General features: G+C 62.3%; 16 protein-coding genes. 5 read left to right on the plus strand and 11 right to left on the minus strand.

Translation table 11 applies throughout. The annotated features are described in order from the left end of the window. Window positions 1-369 precede the first annotated feature (369 nt). Entirely contained in the window at window positions 370-1758 is a 1389-nt protein-coding gene (locus QLG03_RS00775) for a NarK family nitrate/nitrite MFS transporter (RefSeq protein WP_023290135.1), read from the minus strand. A gap of 311 nt (window positions 1759-2069) precedes the next feature. Here QLG03_RS00775 and narX point away from each other — a divergent pair, with 311 nt between their 5' ends. After that, window positions 2070-3848 carry a nitrate/nitrite two-component system sensor histidine kinase NarX gene (narX, locus tag QLG03_RS00780; protein ID WP_017900764.1) on the plus strand — a complete coding sequence of 593 codons (1779 nt, stop codon included), beginning with the start codon at window positions 2070-2072 and terminating at the stop codon, window positions 3846-3848. Between the two features lie 10 nt (window positions 3849-3858). Continuing rightward, the gene (gene narL, locus QLG03_RS00785; RefSeq protein WP_002910198.1) at window positions 3859-4509 is read left to right on the plus strand and encodes a two-component system response regulator NarL; all 651 of its coding nucleotides are present in this window, start codon (window positions 3859-3861) and stop codon (window positions 4507-4509) included. Here narL and QLG03_RS00790 read toward each other — a convergent pair. The 7 genes from QLG03_RS00790 to nasR form a co-directional block, all read right to left on the minus strand. After that, window positions 4506-5888: a YchO/YchP family invasin gene (locus tag QLG03_RS00790; protein ID WP_147733282.1), complete on the minus strand. Its 1383-nt coding sequence runs from the start codon at window positions 5886-5888 to the stop codon at window positions 4506-4508. The genes narL and QLG03_RS00790 overlap by 4 nt on opposite strands. Window positions 5889-6041: 153 nt before the next feature. Then, on the minus strand, window positions 6042-8648 hold the full coding sequence (locus tag QLG03_RS00795; RefSeq protein ID WP_255987870.1) for a nitrate reductase: 2607 nt from the start codon (window positions 8646-8648) through the stop codon (window positions 6042-6044). Then, complete coding sequence (nirB, locus tag QLG03_RS00800) at window positions 8648-12715, minus strand: nitrite reductase large subunit NirB (protein ID WP_255987872.1); 4068 nt, start codon at window positions 12713-12715, stop codon at window positions 8648-8650. Before nirB ends, QLG03_RS00795 begins: the two co-directional genes overlap by 1 nt. Window positions 12716-12725: 10 nt before the next feature. Beyond that, window positions 12726-13514, minus strand: a complete 789-nt coding sequence (locus QLG03_RS00805) for an ABC transporter ATP-binding protein (protein WP_023290140.1) — start codon at window positions 13512-13514, stop codon at window positions 12726-12728. Between the two features lie 9 nt (window positions 13515-13523). Next, window positions 13524-14408: a nitrate ABC transporter permease gene (gene ntrB / locus QLG03_RS00810; RefSeq protein ID WP_087824107.1), complete on the minus strand. Its 885-nt coding sequence runs from the start codon at window positions 14406-14408 to the stop codon at window positions 13524-13526. Window position 14409: 1 nt separating this feature from the next. Then, a complete protein-coding gene (locus QLG03_RS00815; protein WP_032453296.1) occupies window positions 14410-15666 on the minus strand; it encodes a CmpA/NrtA family ABC transporter substrate-binding protein in 1257 nt (418 codons plus the stop codon). A 243-nt stretch (window positions 15667-15909) separates the two neighbouring features. After that, on the minus strand, window positions 15910-17091 hold the full coding sequence (gene nasR / locus QLG03_RS00820; RefSeq protein WP_048297764.1) for a nitrate regulatory protein NasR: 1182 nt from the start codon (window positions 17089-17091) through the stop codon (window positions 15910-15912). Window positions 17092-17159: 68 nt separating this feature from the next. Here nasR and QLG03_RS00825 point away from each other — a divergent pair, with 68 nt between their 5' ends. Together QLG03_RS00825 and QLG03_RS00830 are read left to right on the plus strand one after the other, a co-directional pair. Then, window positions 17160-17513 (plus strand): DsrE/DsrF/TusD sulfur relay family protein, encoded by a 354-nt coding sequence (locus QLG03_RS00825; RefSeq protein ID WP_002910380.1) that lies wholly within the window; start codon window positions 17160-17162, stop codon window positions 17511-17513. Between the two features lie 238 nt (window positions 17514-17751). After that, window positions 17752-17994 (plus strand): DUF1883 domain-containing protein, encoded by a 243-nt coding sequence (locus tag QLG03_RS00830; RefSeq protein WP_002910387.1) that lies wholly within the window; start codon window positions 17752-17754, stop codon window positions 17992-17994. Between the two features lie 56 nt (window positions 17995-18050). Here QLG03_RS00830 and QLG03_RS00835 read toward each other — a convergent pair whose 3' ends face one another. Further along, the gene (locus QLG03_RS00835; RefSeq protein ID WP_023290144.1) at window positions 18051-18731 is read right to left on the minus strand and encodes a gamma-glutamylcyclotransferase; all 681 of its coding nucleotides are present in this window, start codon (window positions 18729-18731) and stop codon (window positions 18051-18053) included. A gap of 136 nt (window positions 18732-18867) precedes the next feature. Further along, window positions 18868-19098 (minus strand): putative cation transport regulator ChaB, encoded by a 231-nt coding sequence (gene chaB / locus QLG03_RS00840; RefSeq protein WP_023290145.1) that lies wholly within the window; start codon window positions 19096-19098, stop codon window positions 18868-18870. A gap of 263 nt (window positions 19099-19361) precedes the next feature. Here chaB and chaA point away from each other — a divergent pair, with 263 nt between their 5' ends. Continuing rightward, complete coding sequence (gene chaA, locus QLG03_RS00845) at window positions 19362-20462, plus strand: sodium-potassium/proton antiporter ChaA (protein ID WP_004203207.1); 1101 nt, start codon at window positions 19362-19364, stop codon at window positions 20460-20462. 88 nt (window positions 20463-20550) lie between these two features. Here chaA and kdsA read toward each other — a convergent pair whose 3' ends face one another. Further along, window positions 20551-21405, minus strand: coding sequence for a 3-deoxy-8-phosphooctulonate synthase (gene kdsA / locus QLG03_RS00850; RefSeq protein ID WP_002910393.1), 855 nt, complete (start codon window positions 21403-21405; stop codon window positions 20551-20553). Between the last annotated feature and the right edge of the window lie 8 nt (window positions 21406-21413).

Raw genomic sequence — 21413 nt, forward strand, 5'->3', positions numbered from 1 at the left:
TAAATCGACATTGCTGGATTTGCAGCGAAGGTAACGCTATGAAAGCGGACGGGAATTGATAGCGATCAATACGGACTGGCTTGTTAGCGCGGCGGAAATTGGCATTTACCACCAAGGTGGTAGGAGCCTCGATTTTTTAACTGCATGTTTTTTTAATGGTTTTTATCGAAAAATGGGTCGCCAAGCGCGGAATTGTTCACCAGGGAGGTATTAAGGGGTAGAGCAGTGACGCTGCCAAGCCGTCCCTTCCCGGCTCAGTGGCCAATACGCATACAATCACCCATTAGTATGTTGTAACTAAATAGGCCGGTTAAAAAAGGCGCCTCCTTCGGGAGTACGCCTTTACGAAGCAACATCGACGATAGCGAATTACTGACGCTTACGGCCGTATACCGCCCAGGTGATGATCACGCAGGCGATATAGAAGATCAGGAAGACTTTCATCGCGCCGGCCGGCGAGCCGGTCAGATCCAGCGAGATACCGAACGCCTTCGGAATAAAGAAGCCGCCGATGGCGCCAATGGCGGAGATAAAGCCCAGCGCCGCCGCGGTATCGGTCGCCGCCTCGCGCATCGCCTGGGCTTCGCTGCCGCCCTGAGCCTTCACCCGGTCCATGGTCAGCTTACGGAAGATCACGGAGATCATCTGGAAGGTGGAGGCGCTCCCCAGCCCGGCGGTCAGGAACAGCACCATAAACACCGCGAAGAAGGCGATGAAGTTACCGCCCTGGCCGTTGGTCGGCAGGGTCAGGAACAGCAGCGCACAGAAGACAGCCATCACCACAAAGTTGACCAGCGTCACGCGGGTACCGCCGAGACGGTCGGAGATCGCCCCGCCCATCGAACGCGCCAGCGCGCCAATAAACGGACCGAAGAAGGCGTAGTGCAGGATCTGCACGTCCGGGAACTGGGTCTTTGACAGCATGGCGAAACCGGCGGAGAAACCGATAAAGGAGCCGAAGGTCGCCAGATAGAGCAGCGCCATGATCCACAGGTGCAGGCGTTTGAGCACCGGCAGCTGTTCGCTCAGCGAGGCTTTAGAAGCGGACAGGTCGTTCATAAAAAACCACGCCGCCAGGGTGAAAATAATCAGGAAAGGTACCCAGATCCACGCGGCGTTTTCCAGATACAGCATTGAGCCGTCCGGCTGCTCGCTGCCGGTCCCGCCAAAAATGGCAAACACCGAGACCGACACCACCAGCGGCGCGACCAGCTGCATCACGCTGACGCCCATATTACCAAGGCCGCCGTTGACGCCCAGCGCCCCGCCCTGCTTCGCTTTCGGGAAGAAGAAGCTGATATTGGCCATACTGGAGGCGAAGTTGGCCCCGGCGAAGCCGCACAGCAGAGAGATGATCACGAAGACGCTAAACGGCGTGGAGGTATCCTGGACCGCAAAGCCCAGCCACACGCACGGCACAATCATGATCCCGGTACTGAACGCCGTCCAGCGGCGGCCGCCGAACAGCGGTACCATGAAAGCGTAAGGCACGCGCAACAAAGCGCCTGACAGCGCCGGCAGCGCGGTCAGCATAAACAGCTGATCGGTCGTAAACTGAAAGCCCACTTTGTTGAGGTTAACGGCAACGGCGCTGAACAACATCCACACGCAGAACGCCAGTAACAGACAGGGAACGGAGATCCATAAATTGCGGCTCGCCACATGGTGGCCGCGCTGTTGCCAGAATTCAGGATCTTCAGGCCGCCAGTCGGTAATGACCGAGCGGTTAGCCTTCTCCGGGAGGGAAGATTGACTCATAGATACCTCTGATTATTCATTTTTCCTGCCGCTACCTTAGGGGTTGCCCCGGGCGGTAAGTTGATATAAATCAAAGGAAAAGCGCGCGCTAATTTGTGCGAAAATAAACCATGCTCCGAAGTGAGTAGAGAATGGTGGGAAAAAAAGTGTGGTTTTTCACACGGCTGCCGGGATGCGTCTAACCCCTCTCCCAACGGCGCCTACCACCGACAATTAAGGAGTAACTCTTTGTGGGTATGGGTATACTCCAGGGGATAGCCGAGAATAAGCGCCACTCCCGGGGACACGACCGGTCAGGAGCCACGCATTCCATGTTAAAACGTCTTTTTACCCCGCTGACGCTGGTCAATCAACTGGCGTTGATCGTCCTGCTTGCCACCCTTACTGGCGTCGCCGGTATGGCGATCTCCGCGCGCCTGGTCAACGGCGTGCAGGGCAGCGCGCACGCCATTAACAAAGCCGGGTCATTACGCATGCAGAGCTACCGGCTGCTGGCGGCGATCCCGCTGAATGAACACGACCAAAAGCTGGTCGATGATATGACCGCCACCGTCTTCAGTCCGGAGCTGCAAAACTCCGCCCGCCGCGACGGGCAGGAGCGCCAGCTGCAGGCCCTGCAGCAGTACTGGCAGCTGGCGCTGGCTCCCGGCATGCAGCGCGCGGTCAACCAGGCGGAGGTCGCCCAGGATGTCGCCGACTTTGTCGATCGTATCGACCAGCTGGTCACCGCATTCGACCATACCACCGAGCAGCGTATCGAACGGGTGGTCTGGATCCATCGCCTCCTCGCCATCGGCATGGCGCTGCTGCTGATCTTCACCATCATCTGGCTACGCGCCCGCCTGCTGCGGCCATGGAAACAGCTGCTGAGCATGGCGCGAGCGGTGAGCCAGCGTGATTTCACCCAGCGGGCGCACATCAGCGGACGCAACGAAATGGCGACCCTCGGCATGGCGCTAAATAACATGTCGGAAGAGCTGGCGGAAAGCTACGCCGTGCTCGAGCGCCGGGTGCAGGAGAAGACCGCCGGGCTGGAACAGAAGAACGAGATCCTCGCCTTCTTATGGCAGGCCAACCGCCGGCTGCACGCCAACGCCCCGCTCTGTGAACGCATTTCGCCGGTGCTGAACGGCCTGCAGGGTCTGACGCTGCTGCGCGATATCGAGGTGCGGGTCTACGATCTGGAAGATGAAGACAACCATCAGGAGTTTACCTGCCACTCGGATAATGAATGTGATGACATGGGCTGCTACCTCTGCCCACGCAACCTGCCGCCGCTACCGGATGGCGGCACAACGCTGAAGTGGCGGCTGTCGGATGCGCATAATCAGTACGGCATCCTGCTGGCGACGCTGCCGGTTGGCCGTCATCTCAGCCACGATCAGCAGCAGCTGGTGGATACGTTGGTTGAACAACTGACCAGCACCCTGGCGCTGGACCGCCATCAGGAGAAACAGCAGCAGCTGATCGTTATGGAAGAGCGGGCCACTATCGCCCGCGAGCTGCATGATTCCATCGCCCAGTCGCTATCCTGTATGAAGATGCAGGTCAGTTGCCTGCAGATGCAGGGCGACGCCTTGCCGGCGGAGAGCCGCCAACTGCTGGGGCAAATACGTAACGAGCTGAATACCTCGTGGGCCCAACTGCGGGAGCTGTTAACCACCTTCCGCCTGCAGTTGACCGAGCCGGGCCTGCGCCCGGCGCTGGAGGCCAGCTGTCAGGAGTACAGCGCCCACTTCGGCTTTACGGTGCAACTTGATTATCAGCTTCCGCCGCGCTTTGTGCCGTCGCATCAGGCCATACACCTGCTGCAGATCGCCCGCGAAGCGTTAAGCAACGCCCTGAAGCATGCCAGCGCGACGGAAGTGACCGTGACGGTGTCACAACGCGATAACCAGGTCCGTCTGGTGGTGGCGGATAACGGCCGCGGCGTGCCGGACCACGCCGAGCGGAGTAACCATTACGGTTTAATCATTATGCGGGATCGCGCGCAAAGCCTGCGCGGCGACTGTCAGGTTCGGCGCCGGGAAACCGGCGGGACCGAAGTGATCGTCACGTTTATCCCGGAAAAAACGTTTTCCATCCAATAAGGAGACCCCCATGAGTCAACAGGAACGGGCAACCATCCTTCTCATTGACGACCATCCGATGCTGCGCACCGGCGTGAAACAATTGATTAGCATGGCGCCGGACATCCAGGTGATTGGCGAAGCCAGCAATGGCGCGCAAGGTATCGAGCTGGCGGAGTCGCTGGATCCGGATCTGATCCTGCTGGACCTCAATATGCCGGGCATGAACGGTCTGGAGACGCTGGACAAACTGCGTGAGAAATCGCTGTCTGGCCGGGTGGTGGTCTTCAGCGTCTCTAACCATGAAGAGGACGTTGTTACCGCCCTCAAGCGCGGCGCCGATGGCTATCTGCTGAAAGACATGGAGCCGGAAGATCTGCTGAAAGCGCTGCAGCAGGCCGCCGCCGGCGAGATGGTATTAAGCGAAGCGTTAACCCCGGTGCTGGCCGCCAGCCTGCGCGCCAACCGCGCCACCTCCGATCGCGACATCAGCCAGCTGACCCCGCGCGAGCGCGACATCCTCAAGCTGATCGCCCAGGGGCTGCCGAACAAAATGATCGCCCGCCGGCTGGATATCACCGAAAGCACCGTCAAAGTACACGTCAAGCACATGCTGAAGAAAATGAAGCTCAAATCCCGGGTGGAAGCCGCGGTATGGGTCCACCAGGAGCGAATTTTTTAAGGCGAGTCCGTCCACGAGACGCCAGGCGCGGTGAACTTGACCAGCGGCTCGGTCAGCGCCAGGACGATCTCATTGGAGGAGACGCGCTGCCCCTGTTTATCCTCTACCACCACCGACAGGCGCCAGCGGTTCGCGGCGCCCGGTTCACTGTTCCACACCGGCATAATCACGCTCCAGCCATCGGGGCTGCTGGCATCCACCGGCGGCGTCAGGCTGAGCGCCTGGGTGTCGCCCTGCCAGTGCAGCGACTTGATGCCGTGCAGACTATGGATCTGCAGCTTGAGCTGCACCGTCTCCCCGGACTGTAGATCCCAGGGCGGCGTGGCCAGATAGACCGTCAGATTTTTGCGCTGCCGATACTCCACCACCGGCAGATTATCCCGCTCCGGGCTGTCGAAGCGGCTGCCGCGCAGCGAGTTGCTGAACGCCACCTCGTCCGCCGCCAGCTGCTGCTTGAGCGGCACGCCAAAGCGGTAGTTGAGCTTCAGGCCAACGTTGTTCTGGCTGACGCCATTTTCCCCTTGCTTATGCTTGGCGGTTACGGTGACCAGCGGGACCGGGGTATAATTGAGCCCGACGGAGACGGCCACCGGGTTATGGTAGCCTGTGCCGGTGTGAAACAGATCGACGCTGTCGCCGAAGTACTGTTCGACGCTGACGCTGGTATTGATGTGCTCATAAAATGGCAGCCGCGCCTGGGCGGTAACGTCATACCCCGCGGCCATCCGCTGCTCCTGAGTTTGATTCTCCCGCAGCTGCCAGTCGCCCAGCGGATGATAGTAGTTCGCCGACAGGCGGAGATATTCCCCCCACGCCTCGGCGCCGACGCTGCCGCGGGCCAGGCTTTCGCTCAGCACCTTGTCATAAAACGAGTTATAGCCCAGCAGCCAGCCGCCGACCCGCCAGCGCTGGCCAAGCCCAATATTGCCCACCAGATCGTTCTCGCGCCGGGTTACCGAATACTGGTTCCACGTCAGGTAGCGATCGTTATCCTGCAATGGCACGAACCAGCTCCCTTTACTGCCGGTGAACTTCCCCTCTTTATCGACCAGCAGGTCGACATTGGCGTTGCCCCACGGCGAGAGCCAGCTCTCCAGCTGGTTGCTCACTTCATTGCCGAGTTTGTTGATGGCGAACATCTGCGCCTGCTCGCCCGCCGTCAGTCCGTTATCGCTCATGCTGGCCTCGCCGAATTTCTTCGCCACTTCGGCAAAGTGTCTGGCGTCGTCATCGACCTGCGGGGCGATCCCCAAATCGGGCAAGGGATCTTCTCCCTGGGGCGTAAGAGCGGTGTCGCTGGCGGTCAGCGCCCAGACGGGAGCGCCCGGCAGCAGCAGGAGAAAGATCAGGGATGGCAGCAAACGGTACGACACAGGCATCAACAGGTTTTACGCGGGCTCGCAGAAAAAATTGGAAGATAGTTTTAGTTTATCGTTTTTTCCCTTCTCCCGCAGCCCTGCGGACAATTCCAGGAATATGCTGAAACCGGTTGGGCAAATAGTCGCCCAACCACAGAAGGTGCCGCCGCGCCGTTACGCCCCGGCGCGGGCCGGTTGCGCCGTCAGCAGCGCGTTGAGCTCCGGCACGCAGGAGCCGCAGTTTGTCCCGCACTTAAGCCTGGCGCCCAAAGCCCCAACGCTGGCGCAGCCGCTGGCGATGGCCTCGCCGATCGCCCGCTCCCCCACCCCAAAGCAGCTGCAGACGATCCGCCCCGGCGGCGCGGCGGCGGCGTCCGGTCGGCCGCTGAGCAACGCATGGCGCCGGGCGGCATCGGACGGCGGCGCGGCGAAGGCGGCGCTTATCCCTGCGCTATCCACCGCCGGCTCGCGCGCATCGCTCCACCAGCCCAGCATCAGCCTCCCCTGATGCCACGCCAGCAGGTTCCACACCGCGCCGCCGTCTGCTATCTGCAGCTGCCAGCCGCGCTGCGCGCACCAGACGCTGAGCCACTGTCGGGCTGACGCCTCCCCGGCCAGCGAGTAGTGCAATACGCCCGCCGCCGCCCGCCGCCGCCAGTGCCAGGCCGCAGGAAACGGCAGCGGTTCGCGACAAAACAGTTCGCTATGCCAGGCAGGCTGCCAGGGGGCGATGGCCACCGCCGCCTGTTTACTCTCCGGCTGGGCGGAATGCGGGTCCGTGACGGCGGCCAGCAGATTATTCACCCGCCCCTGGCGGGCGAACTGATTGTTCCAGTGCATTGGGACAAACAGCGAGCCGGGGCGCTGGCCTTCGCTGATCGCCACTTTCGCCACCATCACCCCATGGCGCGACCAGATCCGCGCCAGCCCGCCGGCGACAAGCTGGTAGCGAACGGCGTCCTGCGGCTCCACCTCCACCACCGGCTCCGCGATATGCTGCATCAGCCGCGGCACGGCGCCGGTGCGGGTCATGGTGTGCCACTGATCGCGGATCCGCCCGCTGTTGAGGATCAGCGGATAAAAGACATCGGTTGCCGCCCGGGTCGGCTGAGGCGTCACTGGCACCATCCGCAGCCTGCCATCGCTATGCCAGCCGCGCGTAACATCCCAGGCGGCGCGGCGGCGGCTGACCGGCCAGCGTACCGGCGCCATAGCGTCCCATGCCTCGCGGCTGAGATCCGCCAGCGCGCCGATATCAAACGCCCGCTGGCCGTCGTTTTCGAAACCGGACAGCGCCGCATGCTCGCGGAAGACGTCATGCGGATGCTGCCAGGCAAACGCCTCGCGATACCCCAGCGCCTGCCCTACTCTGGCGATGATCCACCAGTCCGCTTTCGCCTCCCCCGGCGGCGGCAGGAAGCTGCGCTGACGGGAGATGCGCCGCTCCGAGTTGGTGACCGTGCCATTTTTCTCGCCCCAGGCCAGCGCCGGAAAGCGAATGTGGGCGAATTGTCCGGTATCCGTCTCAGCGGCGACATCCGAGACGATCACCAGCGGACAGCCGGCCAGCGCCTGGCTCACCGCGTGGCTGTCGGGGAGCGACACCACCGGGTTGGTGCCCATGATCCACACCGCTTTCACCTCGCCGCGGCCGATGGCGGCAAACAACTCCACGGCGGTCAGCCCCGGGGTCTGCGCCAGCCGCTCGGTTCCCCAAAAGCGGGCCAGCCGCTGCAGATCGTCTGGCACAAAATCCATGTGCGCCGCCAGCATCGTCGCCAACCCGCCGACTTCGCGCCCGCCCATGGCGTTGGGTTGACCGGTCAGCGAAAAGGGGCCGCAGCCGCGGCGGCCATACTTTCCGCTGGCCAGATGGACGTTGATGATGGCATTACATTTGTCGCTGCCGCTGGCTGACTGGTTAATTCCCATGGTGTAGAGGGTGATGGCCCGCGGGGCGGCGATAAAATCGCGATAGAAACCCGCTACCTCATCGGCGGGCAGGCCGCAAAAAGCCGCCACTTTCGCCACGTCCCAGCCGCGGGCGGCGGCCAGCGCCTGCGGGCCGTCGCGAAAACCGTCGACGCAGGCCCCGGCCTGCGCCAGGGCGTTAAGCAACCCCACGAACAGCCCGCCGTCGCTTCCCGGCGCCAGCGCCAGATGGCGATCGGCGATTTCGCAGGTGGCGGTGCGCCGGGGGTCTATCGCCACGATCTGTAGCCGGGGATTATCCCGCTTCGCCTGCGCCAGACGCTGGTACAGCACCGGGTGCGCCCAGGCGGCGTTCGAGCCGACCAGCACCACCAGATCGCTGTTTTCCACATCCTCATAGCTACAGGGCACCACGTCGGCGCCAAAGGCCCGCTTGTAGCCGGTCACCGCCGACGACATGCACAGCCGCGAATTGGTGTCGATGTTCGCCGCGCCGATAAATCCCTTCATCAGCTTGTTGGCGGCATAGTAATCCTCCGTTAACAGCTGGCCGGAGGCGTAGAAGGCCACCGCCTGCGGACCGTGCTGGTCGATAACCTGTTGCAGGCGGGAAGCGGTCTCCGCCAGCGCCTGAGACCAGGCCACCGGCTGGCCGTCCACCTCCGGCGCCAGCAGCCGCCCCGCCAGGCCCATGGTCTCCCCTAGTGCCGCCCCTTTGACGCACAGGCGGCCGAGGTTGGCCGGGTGCTGATCGTCGCCGCGCACGCTCACCTGACCCGCGTCATCCACGCTCGCCAGCACGCCGCAGCCTACGCCGCAGTAGGGACAGGTCGTTCGGATGGTCTTCATCAGGAGGCCTCCGCTCGCGCCAGCAGCTGCTGGCTGCCCACCCACACTTTGCCGTTTTCCACTTTCACCGGCCAGGCGCGCACTGCCTGTTCACCGCCGTCGCACGGCCAGCCGTCGCGCAGGCGAATCCGCTGTTTGTACAGCGGGGAGATCACCACCGGTTCCCCGCCGACGTCCCCTAACAGCCCCCGCGACAGCACGTTGGCCGCGCTGCCCGGCTCGCGGTTGTCCAGGGCATACACCCGATCGCCGAACCGGAACAGGGCAATCTGCCGCTCCCCTAACCGGGCGCCGATCCCCGCCTGCGCCGGGATGGCGTCAAGGTCGCAAATCGCCTGCCACGGCCGGGATGGGAGTTCGCCTTCAGGCAACGCTTCAGCAGGCAACGGCTGCGGCTGACCGCGCAGATCGTGGCGCTGCACCGCCTCGTCGGGCTGGTCGCTGTTCACGAAGGAACGGAACAGCGCCAGGCGCTGGGGATCGTTGAGCGTGGTCTGCCACTCGCACTGGTAGCTGTCGACGATGCGGGCCATCTCCTGTTCCAGCTCCTCGCCAATGCCGAGGCTATCCTCCAGCACCACCTGCCGCAGGTAGGCCACGCCGCCCTCCAGGTTGTCCATCCAGGTGCTGGTCCGCTGCAGGCGATCGGCGGTGCGGATATAGAACATCAGCAGACGATCGATGCTGCGGATCAGCGTCGCTTCGTCGAGGTCGCTGGCAAACAGGTCGGCGTGACGCGGCTTCATTCCGCCGTTGCCGCAGACGTAGAGATTCCAGCCTTTGTCGGTGGCAATCACCCCGATGTCTTTGCCCTGGGCTTCGGCGCATTCGCGGGTGCAGCCGGAGACCGCCATCTTGATTTTGTGCGGGGCGCGCAGCCCTTTATAGCGATGCTCGAGCCGCACCGCGAGCCCGGTGGAGTCCTGTACGCCGTAGCGACACCAGGTTGCGCCGACGCAGGACTTCACCGTGCGCAGCGACTTGCCATAGGCGTGGCCGGTTTCAAACCCGGCGTCGGCCAGCTCGCGCCAGATCGCCGGCAGCTGTTCCAGCCGCGCGCCAAACAGGTCGATGCGCTGGCCGCCGGTCACTTTGCTGTAGAGCTGGTAACGTTTGGCGATCTGCCCGATGGCGATCAGCCCGTCCGGGGTCACTTCCCCTGCCGCCATCCGCGGCACCACCGAATAGGTGCCGTCCTTCTGAATGTTGGCGAAATAGCGGTCATTGGTATCCTGCAGCGGCAGGTGCGCCGGCTTCAGCAGGTATTCGTTCCAGCAGGAGGCCAGCACCGAGGCCACCAGCGGTTTACAAACCTCGCAGCCGTGCCCCTGGCCGTAGCGGCTAATCAGCTGCTCGAAGGTATGGATATGGTTGACCCGCACCAGATGGTAGATCTCCTGACGCGACCACGGGAAATGCTCGCAGACGTCTTTTTTCACTTCGACGCCCTGCGCCGCCAGCTGGTACTCCATCACCTGTTTCACCAGCGCGCTGCAGCCGCCGCAGCCGGTGGCCGCTCTGGTACAGCTTTTTATCGCCGCCATATCCCCCGCGCCATTGTTCACCGCCTGGCAGATATCGCCTTTGCTGACGCTATGGCAGGAGCAGATCGGCGCGCTGTCGGGCAGCGCCGCCACCCCCAGCGCCTTCGGCGCGGCCCCCTCCAGCGCCGGCAGGATCAGGCTCTCCGGACGCGGCGGCAGCGCCATGCCGTTCAGCATCATCTGCAGCAGCGTGGCGTAGTCGCTGGCGTCCCCCACCAGCACGCCGCCAAGCAGGGCTTTGCCGTCCTGACTGACGACGATTTTTTTGTAAACCTGCTGCGGACCGTCGGTCCATTGATAGCTCTGGCAGCCCGCCGTGCGCTCCTGCGCATCGCCAAATGAGGCTACGTCAACCCCCAGCAGCTTCAGTTTGGTGCTCATGTCGGCGCCGCTAAAGCAGGCGTCCTCTCCTGCGAGGGTGGCCGCGGCGATCCGCGCCATCTGATAACCCGGCGCCACCAGGCCGTAAATTTTATTATCCCACAGGGCGCATTCGCCTATCGCCAGCACGTCCGGGTCAGTGGTGCGGCACTGGCCGTCGATGCCAATCCCCCCGCGCTCGCCAACCTGCAGCGCGCAGCCGCGGGCCAGCGCGTCCTGCGGGCGGATCCCTGCCGAGAAGACCACCATGTCGGCCGCCAGCGTGCCGCCGTCGGCAAAGTTCAGCCGCAGGCCATCGGCCTCGCGCACGATGGCGGTGGTGGCTTTGCTGGTATGCACCCCCACGCCGAGGGCGACGATCTTCTCCCGCAGCATCGCCGCCCCGCCGTTATCCAACTGGACGGCCATCAGGTTCGGGGCAAACTCCACCACGTGCGTCTCCAGCCCCAGCTGTTTCAGGGCGTTGGCGGCCTCCAGTCCGAGCAGGCCGCCCCCGATCACCACCCCGGTCTTCGCCGCGGCGGCATGGGCGGCGATACGGTCGAGATCGTCAAGGGTACGATAGACAAAGCACCCGTCGAGATCGTTGCCAGGGATCGGCGGAACAAAGGGATAGGAGCCGGTCGCCAGCACCAGTTTATCCCAGTGGGTTTCATGCCCCTCGGCGTCCCGCACCAGCCGCGCGTCGCGGTCGATCGTCGCCACCGCCTTGCCGAGGCGGAGTTCGATGCCGTGCTGGTGAAAGAAATCATCGGCCACCAGCGACAGCGATTCGGCGCTGCGTCCGGCGAAATATTCGGAGAGATGCACCCGGTCGTAGGCGGCGTAACGCTCTTCGCCAAACACCACGATACGATATTGCTGATGCAGGTTGCGGCTCACGCATTGTTCGAGAAAATGGTGGCCGACCATGCCATGTCCCACCAGCACTAATACAGGTTTCGTCATCGTCATTATTCCTGCAGCCTGCGGCTGCGTTGAAGAAGGGTCAAAAAGCCAGTCCGCGGTGGCGGGCTCGTCGCTTTCCAGGCGCGCGGTGAGCGCGGCGGCGGCGGTACAGTCGCCCATCAGCAGCACGCCGCGCAGGCGGCTGTCGCGCAGCAGCAGGCGACGATAGTGCCGGTCGATGGGATCCCAGCTGGTATAGATGTCATCCTGTTCGCCGGCCTGCTGTTCGCCGACGCTAAAGAGTTCAATGCCGGTGACCTTCAGGCGGGTCCCGGCGTCCTGCCAGACAAAGCCCTCGCCGGGGGCGCCGCACAGGCGATCCGCCAGCACCTCGGCCTGGCGCAGGCAGGGAGCCACCAGCCCCCAGGTCTGGCCGTCAATTTCGCAACACTCGCCAATGGCGCTGATCCCCGGCAGCGAGGCGGCCATCTGGCGGTCAACCACGATCCCCTGCTGGCACAGCACGCCGGACTGCGCCGCCAGACGGCTGTTGGGCTGCACGCCGGTCGCCAGCACCACTCTGGCGGCGCCGAATACGCGCCCGTCCGCCAGCCGCACGCCGTCGGCGTCGATGGCGGCGATCCGGCACTCCAGCACGCAGCGAATGTCGCGCGCTTCAAGCTGCTGCCTGAGCTCATCGGCGGCAAAGGCGTCGATCAGCGGCGCCATTAAGCCGCTGCCGCGATGCAGGAGTGTGACCTCCCCGCCGCGGCGACGCAGCGCCGCCGCCGCTTCCACGCCCAGAACCCCACCGCCAATCACCACCGCCGGGCCGGGTATCGCCAGAATACGTTCCACGTCCGCCAGGGTGCGGAAGGGCATAACCTGCGGACGATCAATGCCCGGCAGCGGCGGGATAAAGGGCCGCGAGCCGGTGGCGAAAACCAGCTCGTCCCACGGCAGCCAGGCGTCAGCGATGCGCAGCCGCCGTTGCGCAACATCCACTTCATCCACCGCCTCGCCAGACCGTAGACACACCCCGTGCCGGGTGTACCACTCCGCCGGCAGCAACGGGATCTGCGATGCCGTTTTTTCGCCAGCCAGCAGCGGCGAGAGCTGGATGCGGTTATAGGCCGGGTGCGGCTCGTCGCCGACGACGGTAATGGCAAACCGCGCAGGGTCGCGCTCAACCAGCCGCTGCACCAGCCGGGTGGCCGCCATGCCGTTACCGATCACCACCAGTCGCCGCGTCATGACCGCCTCCTTATGCCGCTTTAGGCTGTTTTTCATACAGGAAATGGAGGATCTGCTGGCGCAGATGGTGGTACCGGCTGTCGTCCGCCAGCTGAACGCGATGCCGCGGACGCGGCAGATCGACCGCGAGGATCTCGCCGACCGTCGCCGCCGGGCCGTTGGTCATCATCAGCACCCGGTCGGAGAGCAGCACCGCTTCATCAACGTCGTGGGTGATCATGACGATGGTGGTATTGAGCTCCTGCTGGATATGCATCACCGTGTCCTGAAGGTGAGCGCGGGTCAGCGCGTCCAGGGCGCCGAAGGGCTCATCAAGCAACAGCACTTTCGGCTTCATCGCCAGCGCCCGGGCGATACCCACCCGCTGCTTCATGCCGCCGGAGATCTCCCCGGGCCGTTTATGCAGCGCATGACTCATCTGCACGCGCGCGAGGTTGTGTTCAATCCACTCCCGACGCTCATGCTTGCTCATGGTGCGACGAAACACCTGATCCACCGCCAGCGCCACATTGTCGAAACAGCTCAGCCACGGCAGCAGCGAGTGGTTCTGGAAAACCACCGCCCGCTCCGGCCCGGGCCCGGCGATTTCCCGGTTATCGCACAGCAGTCCGCCCTCGGTAGGGGTCGTGATCCCGGCGATCAGATTCAGCAGGGTCGATTTTCCGCACCCCGAGTGGCCAATCAGGCTAATGGTCTCCCCTTCGACGATATCGAAGGAGACATTCTGCAGCGCCAGAAACTCGCCGCTGGCGGTGTTGAAGCGCTGGCTGACGGCCTGCACCTGAATTAATGGTTTCATGTTGGCTCCTTATTTTTCCTGCCAGCTAAAGCGGCGGGCGAGCAGCATCAGGCCCTGCTCCAGCAGCAGGCCGACGACGCCGATAATGACGATGGCGATGATAATGTTTTCCACATTGAGGTTGTTCCACTCGTTCCAGATCCAGAAGCCGATCCCCAGCCCGCCGGTGAGCATTTCCGCCGCCACGATCACCAGCCAGGCGATGCCGATGGAGAGGCGCACGCCGGTGAGCACCGCCGGCAGCACCGCCGGAAAGAGAATTTTGCGCATCACCGTCCACTCTGAGAGCTGGAGGACGCGGGCGACGTTGAGATAGTCCTGCGGGATCCGCCGCACGCCTTCCGCGGTGTTGATCACCATCGGCCAGATGGAGCAGATAAAAATGGTCCAGCTGGAGGCTGGCTCCGCCTTCTGGAACAGCAGCAGGCCAATCGGCAGCCAGGCCAGCGGGCTGACCGGGCGCAGCAGAGCAATCAGCGGATTAAACATGCGGGAGAAGAACAGCGAGCGGCCGATCAAAAACCCCAGCGGAATGCCCGCCAGCGCCGCCAGGCCGAAGCCCACCGCCACGCGCTGCAGGGAGGCCAACACGTTCCAGCCGATCCCCATGTCATTCGGCCCGTCCTGATAGAACGGATCGGCGAACAGCGTCAGCGCCGAGTCCAGCGTGCTCAGCGGGGTGGGAAAGCCTTTGCTGTGCATCGCCGCCAGCTGCCAGGCCAGCAGCAGCACCCCCAGCCCCAGCAGCGGGGGCAGCAGGCGTTGGGTGAGTTCACGCAGCCAGCGCGTGACGGTCGGCGTGGTGCGCCGGACCTGCACCGGCGGCAGGATAATGACTTCGCCAGGCGCGTTCTCCACGCTGACGACCGGTTGCTTACGTTGTGCCTGCTTCATCTCATGCCCCCTTACGTTGAATAGCGAAATGGCGGGCGTAGCCTTCCGGGTCAGACCCGTTCCAGACCGTACCGTCCATCAGTGTGCTGCTGCGCATCGTGGCCGCCGGTGTACTGATCCCGCCGACCGCCTGGGCGGCCGCCTGCCAGACGTCGATGCGGTTAAGGCGCGACGCCACCGCGAGGTAATCCGGAGCCTGCTTCAGCAGCCCCCAGCGACGAAACTGGGTGAGGAACCACATTCCGTCCGACAGCCAGGGAAAGCTCACCTCTCCCTCGGCGTAAAAACGCATCGGATGGGCATCCTGCCAGCGGCGGCCGAGGCCGTTGTCATACTCCCCAAGCATCCGGCCGGTGAGGTACTGCTCTTTGGTATTGAGCCAGCCGCGTCTGGCGAGCAGGCGGGCCGTCTCCCGGGTGTTCTCCGCCGAGGCGGCGATCCAGCGCTGCGCCTCCATCAGGGCCGCCACCAGCGCGCGGGCGGTGTTCGGGTGGCGTTCCACCCAGTCGCGACGGGCGCCCAGCACCTTTTCAGGATGCTCAGGCCAGATATCCTGGGAAGTGGCCGCGGTGAAGCCGATACGGTCGTTAATGGCGCGGGCGTTCCACGGCTCGCCGACGCAAAAGCCGCTCATATTGCCGATGCGCATGTTCATCACCATCTGCGGCGGCGGCACCACGACGGTGCGCACATCGTTAAAGGGATCGATGCCGGCGCTCGCCAGCCAGTAGTAAAGCCACATGGCATGGGTGCCGGTGGGAAAGGTATGGGCGAAGGTGTAGCTGCCCGGCGCGCTGCGGTCGATCAGCCGTTTCAGTCCGCCGAGGTCGGTCACCCCTTTCTCCTGCAGTTCGCTGGAGAGAGTGATGGCCTGACCATTGCGGTTGAGGGTCATCAGATTAGCCATCGCCTGCGGCTTGCTGGCGATCCCCAGTTCAAGACCGTACAGCAGGCCATAGAGAATATGCGCCGCGTCCAGTTCACCGGCCACCAGCTTGTCGCGCACCGCCGCCCAGCTGGCCTCCTTACTCGGCGCCAGGGTAATTCCATATTTTTTGTCAAACCCCTTCGCCGCGGCGATGGCCAGCGGCGCACAGTCGGTCAGCGGAATAAACCCTACCCGCACGGTGGTTTGCTCCGGTCTGTCCGAGCCGCCGGCCCATGCGGCCTGCATCACGCCCGGCAGCAGCATCGCGCCGCCCAGCGCGGCCCCTGCCTGCAGCAAGCGCCGCCGTGAAATTGAAAACTTATCGCTCATATCCGCTCCACACGCGCAAAAAAAAGCGCCCGACAGTGCATATGCACTGCAGGACGCCTTTATCCACGGACACCCGAACCGCCATTGGTTCGTCGCCCGGACTTTTATTCACTCACTAATGCTAATGCAAAGGGGATGCCAGCTTTGGCTATGGCGCGCTGGCGGGCTTTTCCTTTCGCTCTGGTCGGTTTGTCAGGCAAAAGTGCACCGCCGACAGGCAGCGAATGCCCATCGATTGTGCATCTACTCCTTTGGGGTTAATGGCCAGATCGCCTTCACCATCAGCAGCGCGCGAGCTATCTCAACCATCCGCTGATTCTTGTCCATGGCCATCTTGCGCAGCGTCTGCCAGGCCTGCTCCTCCGGCATCCCCTGGTGGGTCATCAGCAGGCTTTTCGCTTTTTCGATCAGCTTGCGTTCCTCGAGCGCGTCTTTCAGCGAAGCCAGCTGGCTGGAGAGCTGCTGCAGCTCATAGGCCTGCTGGCGCACCAGCGGCAGCAGCTGTTTATCCAGCCGCGGCGTCACGCTGTCGCTCTCCTCCCCGGCCAGCCAGCCAGGCGCGTCGTCTTCTAACAGCGCGTCGGTGGCGTCCAGCAGATCGTCGATCAGTTGCTCTTCCACTTCGCGCAGTTGCTCAAGCCGCTGGGTTTGCAGGCCGAACCAGCGCAGCGCCGTTTCCCCGCCGTCCGCCGCCGGCTGGCGGGTGCAGGCGATCCGCCGCAGTTGCTCGATGTCCAGACCGGCCTGGCACTCGGTCGTAAACAGCTGGACCGTCGCCGGACTGCCCAGCGCCTGGAAGCTGTCAAAGCAGGGCTGCTGACCATCAATACGGTCCACCAGCTGCTGGCGCAGGCTGTCGCTGAACTCGCCGCGGGTAAAGCCCAATGCTCCCAGCGCGCGCTCCTGGCCCACCAGCTCTTTTCCCTGCATAAAGCTGTACAGGGCGACCATACGCCCGGCTACCGACGGGTCGTCAATGCTGTCATTGAGCTGCGGGACGATATTCAGCAGATGGCGGATAATACGGCTGAACTGCTCCGTCGCGGCTTCAGCGGCGACCTGCCGGCGGCTGACCTGCTCACGCAGCGCCGGGAGCTGCGCCAGATCGCCGACCGCCCGGGCGATGCGCCAGCACAGCGCGCTACCGGCGACCGCGCGCGCCCGTTCGAGGGCGGCATAGAACAAGGCCAGCCGCTCATCAACCAGCGCCCCACCCGCCCGACACTCCGCCGCGTACAGCTGACCGCCCGAGCAAAGAAAAATATTCGACGCCCCGCGCTCGCACTGCAGCATATGCACCAGCGCGCTGAGCTGACTTGCCAGCTCGCCCAGCCGGGAAAGTTGCTGAAGCTGTTGTTTTTGCAGGCGGCGCGCCAGCTGCAGCCAGGCCGTCGCCTCGTCCGCGTGACCAGTCGTATTATTCATACCCCTCCTCCGGGTTAACGCTTTATACTGCGGTAAAGCAATAACCGTGCCTTTAAGAAGGAGTTTGTATGCAACGTATTGTGATTATCGCCAACGGCGCCGCCTACGGCAGTGAATCCCTGTTCAACAGCCTGCGCCTGGCCATTGCCCTGCGCGAACAGCAGTCCGACCTCGATCTCAAGCTGTTTTTGATGTCCGACGCCGTCACCGCCGGGCTGCGCGGGCAGAAGCCGGCGGAAGGGTATAATGTGCAGCAGATGCTGGAGATCCTCACCGCCCAGCAGGTTCCCGTGAAGCTGTGCAAGACCTGTGCGGACGGCCGCGGGGTCAGCGCACTGCCGCTGGTTGATGGGGTGGAGGTTGGCACTCTCGTTGAGCTGGCCCAGTGGACCCTGGCGGCAGATAAAGTGCTGACCTTCTAAATCTGCGCCGCCGAACGGGAGGAAATATCAGGTTTCGCCGCCTGAAGAGGTGAAAAAAACGTTAGCTGAATGCTTTCAGGAACAACGTCATTTTTGTTTAATCTTTATCCTTTTTTTTGATCAAAATCAGCATCCCGACCCGCGCCGTTTGGTGTGATGCACAGAGCAAAGTGTGAACAATATCACGCGAGGACTGGGTGGGCAGGATGCTGTAGCGGGACAGAAACGGGGTACAAAAATGGCGATGGTAAAAGCAAGTTTGACGTTGTTTGGCGGTGACACGCTGGTGGTGCGGTGCTCAGAGCGCTGCCATATTCATCTGATGAGCGCGAAGGTTCCTGGCGACAGCCATGCGGATATTCTGAGCGTGCAGGATCGGGACAGCGCCTATCTGACGGTGCCCTACAGCGGCACCTGGAACGTGCTTATCGACAGTCACAGCCAGTCACTGGAGCACTCCATCAGCTACGTTCCGGCCTGACAGTCACTGCCTTAACATACGCCCGGCCATGCCGGGCGTTTTTCTTTTCCTCGCGCTCAGGCCAGGCCCGGCGTCGGGCTGTCGCCCAACAGCGCGCGGACGCTGGCCACCAGATCATCAAGGCTGGCGTCGTGCATCCCGAGCTTACTCAACGCCTGCTCCAGCGAAAACAGGTACTGGGCGTTGGTGCCGAGCGGCCCGCTGGCCCGGGCGATCAGCGGAGCAATGACCTGGGCGCTGGTATCCGGCTCAAACAGCGGATGACGCGGATCCATAATAAACACCAGCGCATTTACCGTCCGCCCGTCGTCCAGCTCCAGCTTGCACCAGGTGGGCAGATAGCAACCGGTAATCATCTCCCGTTTCCACAGCAGCGTCAGCTCTTCTTCCAGCGTGTCGTCCGGCAGACGATAAGCGACGCCGGTGGTTCGACCGCCCTCTTTCAGGGCCAGCATACGTCCCGGCTGGCAGGCGCTCCCGCGCCCGGCGGTCAACCGCAGGCAAAACGCGCGGTGCCAGCCCGGCAGCGTGCCAGTGCAGGACTCGCGATAATTGAGCGCCGGGTTCCAGATAAGCGAACCGTAGCCAAAGATCCATACTGAGCCATCATCCGGGCGGCAGGCCAGCGTCGCCGCCAGCGAGGCTGCGCGTTGTTCTGCCGACCAGAGTAGCGATTCCTCAATAGCGCCAAACGCTGTCTTACAATCCGCATTCATCAAGAAATCACGAGTTAACACTGTTTACTACCTCCGCCACTGCCCGCTTCCCGGCGTTCGTCTCATGCATCCGTCAATATTGCTGAAATATTATCCAGCTTTATCTTTCAATAAGCAATCAGCGGGGCGCTGGCAAGCATAAAAGCGGCGTCAGCAATTATTTTTTCTTATGCCACTTATCGTCATCGCCTTTCTCGTAACTATTCTTCACCGCCGCCCAGGCGACTTTGTGCGCCGTCTCTTCACGGCTGGCGTCATCGCGCCGCTCGTCTTTATCTTTATATTGATCCCAGGCGCTGTTAAACGCTTCTTTATAAATTTCCTGCGCATGGGCAGGCAGAACATGCTGAACGCTGTCGGGGAGCTCTTGTTTACTGTTATAGGGCATAATGACCTCCTGTTTGAGCATAAAATTTAAGTCTGGAACGCAGGCGGCAGGCTATCAAGCCGATGATGAGTTAAAAATGAATTTTAGTAATTATCTGAATAGTAAGTATAAAAATAGCGTAATCGCAAATTATAATAAACTAATCAAGATATCTCTCGATACCCGTAAACTTAAGTAAAAATACAGCAGAAATTTAGCAAAATCTGTTACTTTATCGCCCTGCGTTTTTATAATTATAACACCTGCATAAATGGAGATGGTTCATGACCCATGCACATGAGGCGGTAAAAACCCGCCATAAGGAGTCTTCCCTCGTCTTTCCGGTGCTGGCGCTGGCAGTGCTGTTTTTCTGGGGCAGCAGCCAGTCACTGCCAGTGGTTATCGCGATTAATATCCTCGCGCTGGTCGGTATTTTAAGCAGCGCCTTCAGCGTGGTCCGCCACGCCGACGTCCTCGCCCACCGCCTGGGCGAACCCTACGGCTCCCTGATTCTCAGCCTGTCGGTGGTTATCCTTGAGGTCAGTCTGATCTCCGCGTTGATGGCCACCGGCGACGCCGCGCCGACCCTGATGCGTGATACGCTCTACTCCATCATTATGATCGTCACCGGCGGTCTGGTCGGTTTCTCCCTGCTGCTGGGCGGGCGTAAATTCGCCACCCAATATATGAATCTGTTCGGCATTAAGCAGTACCTTATCGCCCTGTTTCCGCTGGCGATTATCGTGCTGGTGTTTCCCATGGCGCTGCCGGGCGCGAACTTCAGCACCGGGCAATCGCTGCTGGTGGCGGTGATTTCGGCGGCCATGTACGGCGTTTTCCTGCTTATTCAGACCAAAACCCATCAGAGTCTGTTTGTTTATGAGCATGAAGACGACGGCGATGATGACGACCCGCACCACGGTAAACCGTCCGCCCACAGCAGCGGGTGGCATACCGCCTGGCTGCTGGTGCACCTGGTGGCGGTGATCGCCGTCACTAAAATGAACGCCAACCCGTTAGAAACGCTGTTGACCAGCATGAATGCCCCGGTGGCCTTCACCGGCTTCCTCGTGGCCTTGCTGATCCTGTCGCCGGAAGGCCTTGGCGCGCTCAAAGCGGTGCTCAACAATCAGGTACAGCGGGCGATGAACCTGTTCTTCGGCTCCGTGCTGGCCACCATCTCGCTGACGGTCCCGGTGGTCACCCTCATCGCCTTCCTGACCGGCAATGAGCTGCGCTTTGGCCTTGGCGCGCCGGAGATGGTGGTGATGGTCGCCTCGCTGGTGCTGTGCCATATCTCCTTCTCCACCGGACGCACCAATGTGCTGAACGGCGCGGCCCATCTGGCGCTGTTCGCCGCCTACCTGATGACCATTTTCGCCTGACCCCGCTTTCCCGTCCGGCGGAGTCCGGGCGAAAAAAAAAGCCTGCCGGTTTTGACGCCGGCAGGCTTTTTCAGTGATGCGGTCAGGCTTACTTGCTGGTATCCAGCTCGTCGAAGCTTTTCACCAGATCGTCAATCGCTTTCATCTGCTTGAGGAACGGCTCCAGTTTATCCAGCGGCAGCGCGGACGGGCCGTCGCATTTCGCGTGGTCCGGATCCGGATGCGCTTCGATAAACAGACCGGCGATACCCACCGCCATACCGGCGCGGGCCAGCTCGCTTACCTGCGCGCGGCGACCGCCGGAGGCAGCGCCAAACGGGTCGCGGCACTGCAGCGCGTGGGTGACATCGAAAATAACCGGCGAGTTGTTGGAGGCTTTCTTCATCACGCCGAAGCCGAGCATATCCACCACCAGGTTGTCGTAACCGAAGTTCGCGCCGCGGTCGCAGAGGATCACTTTGTCGTTACCACCTTCGATGAATTTATCGACGATGTTGCCCATCTGGCCCGGGCTAACGAACTGCGGTTTCTTGACGTTGATCACCGCTCCGGTTTTGGCCATCGCTTCCACCAGGTCAGTCTGGCGCGCGAGGAAGGCGGGAAGCTGGATCACGTCCACGACGTCAGCCACCGGCTGCGCCTGGCTGGCTTCATGAACGTCGGTGATGATTTTCACGCCAAAGGTCTGCTTCAGCTCCTGGAAAATCTTCATCCCTTCTTCCAGACCCGGCCCACGATAGGAGTGAATGGAGGAACGGTTGGCTTTATCAAAGGAGGCTTTGAAGACGTAGGGGATGCCAAGCTTCTGCGTAACGGTGACGTAATGTTCGCAGATGCGCATCGCCAGATCGCGTGACTCCAGCACGTTCATCCCGCCGAACAGCACGAACGGCAGGTCGTTCGCTACGTTGATATCACCAATGCTAACCACTTTTTGTTTCATAAATTCGC

Source organism: Klebsiella sp. V115_8, from assembly GCF_029967715.1.
In the GTDB taxonomy this organism is placed as follows: domain Bacteria; phylum Pseudomonadota; class Gammaproteobacteria; order Enterobacterales; family Enterobacteriaceae; genus Klebsiella; species Klebsiella quasipneumoniae.

Bases quoted from the DNA above. Each gene is read 5' to 3' on its own strand.
- QLG03_RS00830 (WP_002910387.1), top strand. From the start codon at position 17,752: ATGGCGATGGTAAAAGCAAGTTTGACGTTGTTTGGCGGTGACACGCTG.
- chaA (WP_004203207.1), top strand. From the start codon at position 19,362: ATGACCCATGCACATGAGGCGGTAAAAACCCGCCATAAGGAGTCTTCC.
- chaB (WP_023290145.1), bottom strand. From the start codon at position 19,098: ATGCCCTATAACAGTAAACAAGAGCTCCCCGACAGCGTTCAGCATGTT.
- narX (WP_017900764.1), top strand. From the start codon at position 2,070: ATGTTAAAACGTCTTTTTACCCCGCTGACGCTGGTCAATCAACTGGCG.
- QLG03_RS00825 (WP_002910380.1), top strand. From the start codon at position 17,160: ATGCAACGTATTGTGATTATCGCCAACGGCGCCGCCTACGGCAGTGAA.
- QLG03_RS00795 (WP_255987870.1), bottom strand. From the start codon at position 8,648: ATGAAGACCATCCGAACGACCTGTCCCTACTGCGGCGTAGGCTGCGGC.
- ntrB (WP_087824107.1), bottom strand. From the start codon at position 14,408: ATGAAGCAGGCACAACGTAAGCAACCGGTCGTCAGCGTGGAGAACGCG.
- nasR (WP_048297764.1), bottom strand. From the start codon at position 17,091: ATGAATAATACGACTGGTCACGCGGACGAGGCGACGGCCTGGCTGCAG.
- QLG03_RS00805 (WP_023290140.1), bottom strand. From the start codon at position 13,514: ATGAAACCATTAATTCAGGTGCAGGCCGTCAGCCAGCGCTTCAACACC.
- QLG03_RS00775 (WP_023290135.1), bottom strand. From the start codon at position 1,758: ATGAGTCAATCTTCCCTCCCGGAGAAGGCTAACCGCTCGGTCATTACC.
- QLG03_RS00790 (WP_147733282.1), bottom strand. From the start codon at position 5,888: ATGCCTGTGTCGTACCGTTTGCTGCCATCCCTGATCTTTCTCCTGCTG.
- QLG03_RS00815 (WP_032453296.1), bottom strand. From the start codon at position 15,666: ATGAGCGATAAGTTTTCAATTTCACGGCGGCGCTTGCTGCAGGCAGGG.
- kdsA (WP_002910393.1), bottom strand. From the start codon at position 21,405: ATGAAACAAAAAGTGGTTAGCATTGGTGATATCAACGTAGCGAACGAC.
- narL (WP_002910198.1), top strand. From the start codon at position 3,859: ATGAGTCAACAGGAACGGGCAACCATCCTTCTCATTGACGACCATCCG.
- nirB (WP_255987872.1), bottom strand. From the start codon at position 12,715: ATGACGCGGCGACTGGTGGTGATCGGTAACGGCATGGCGGCCACCCGG.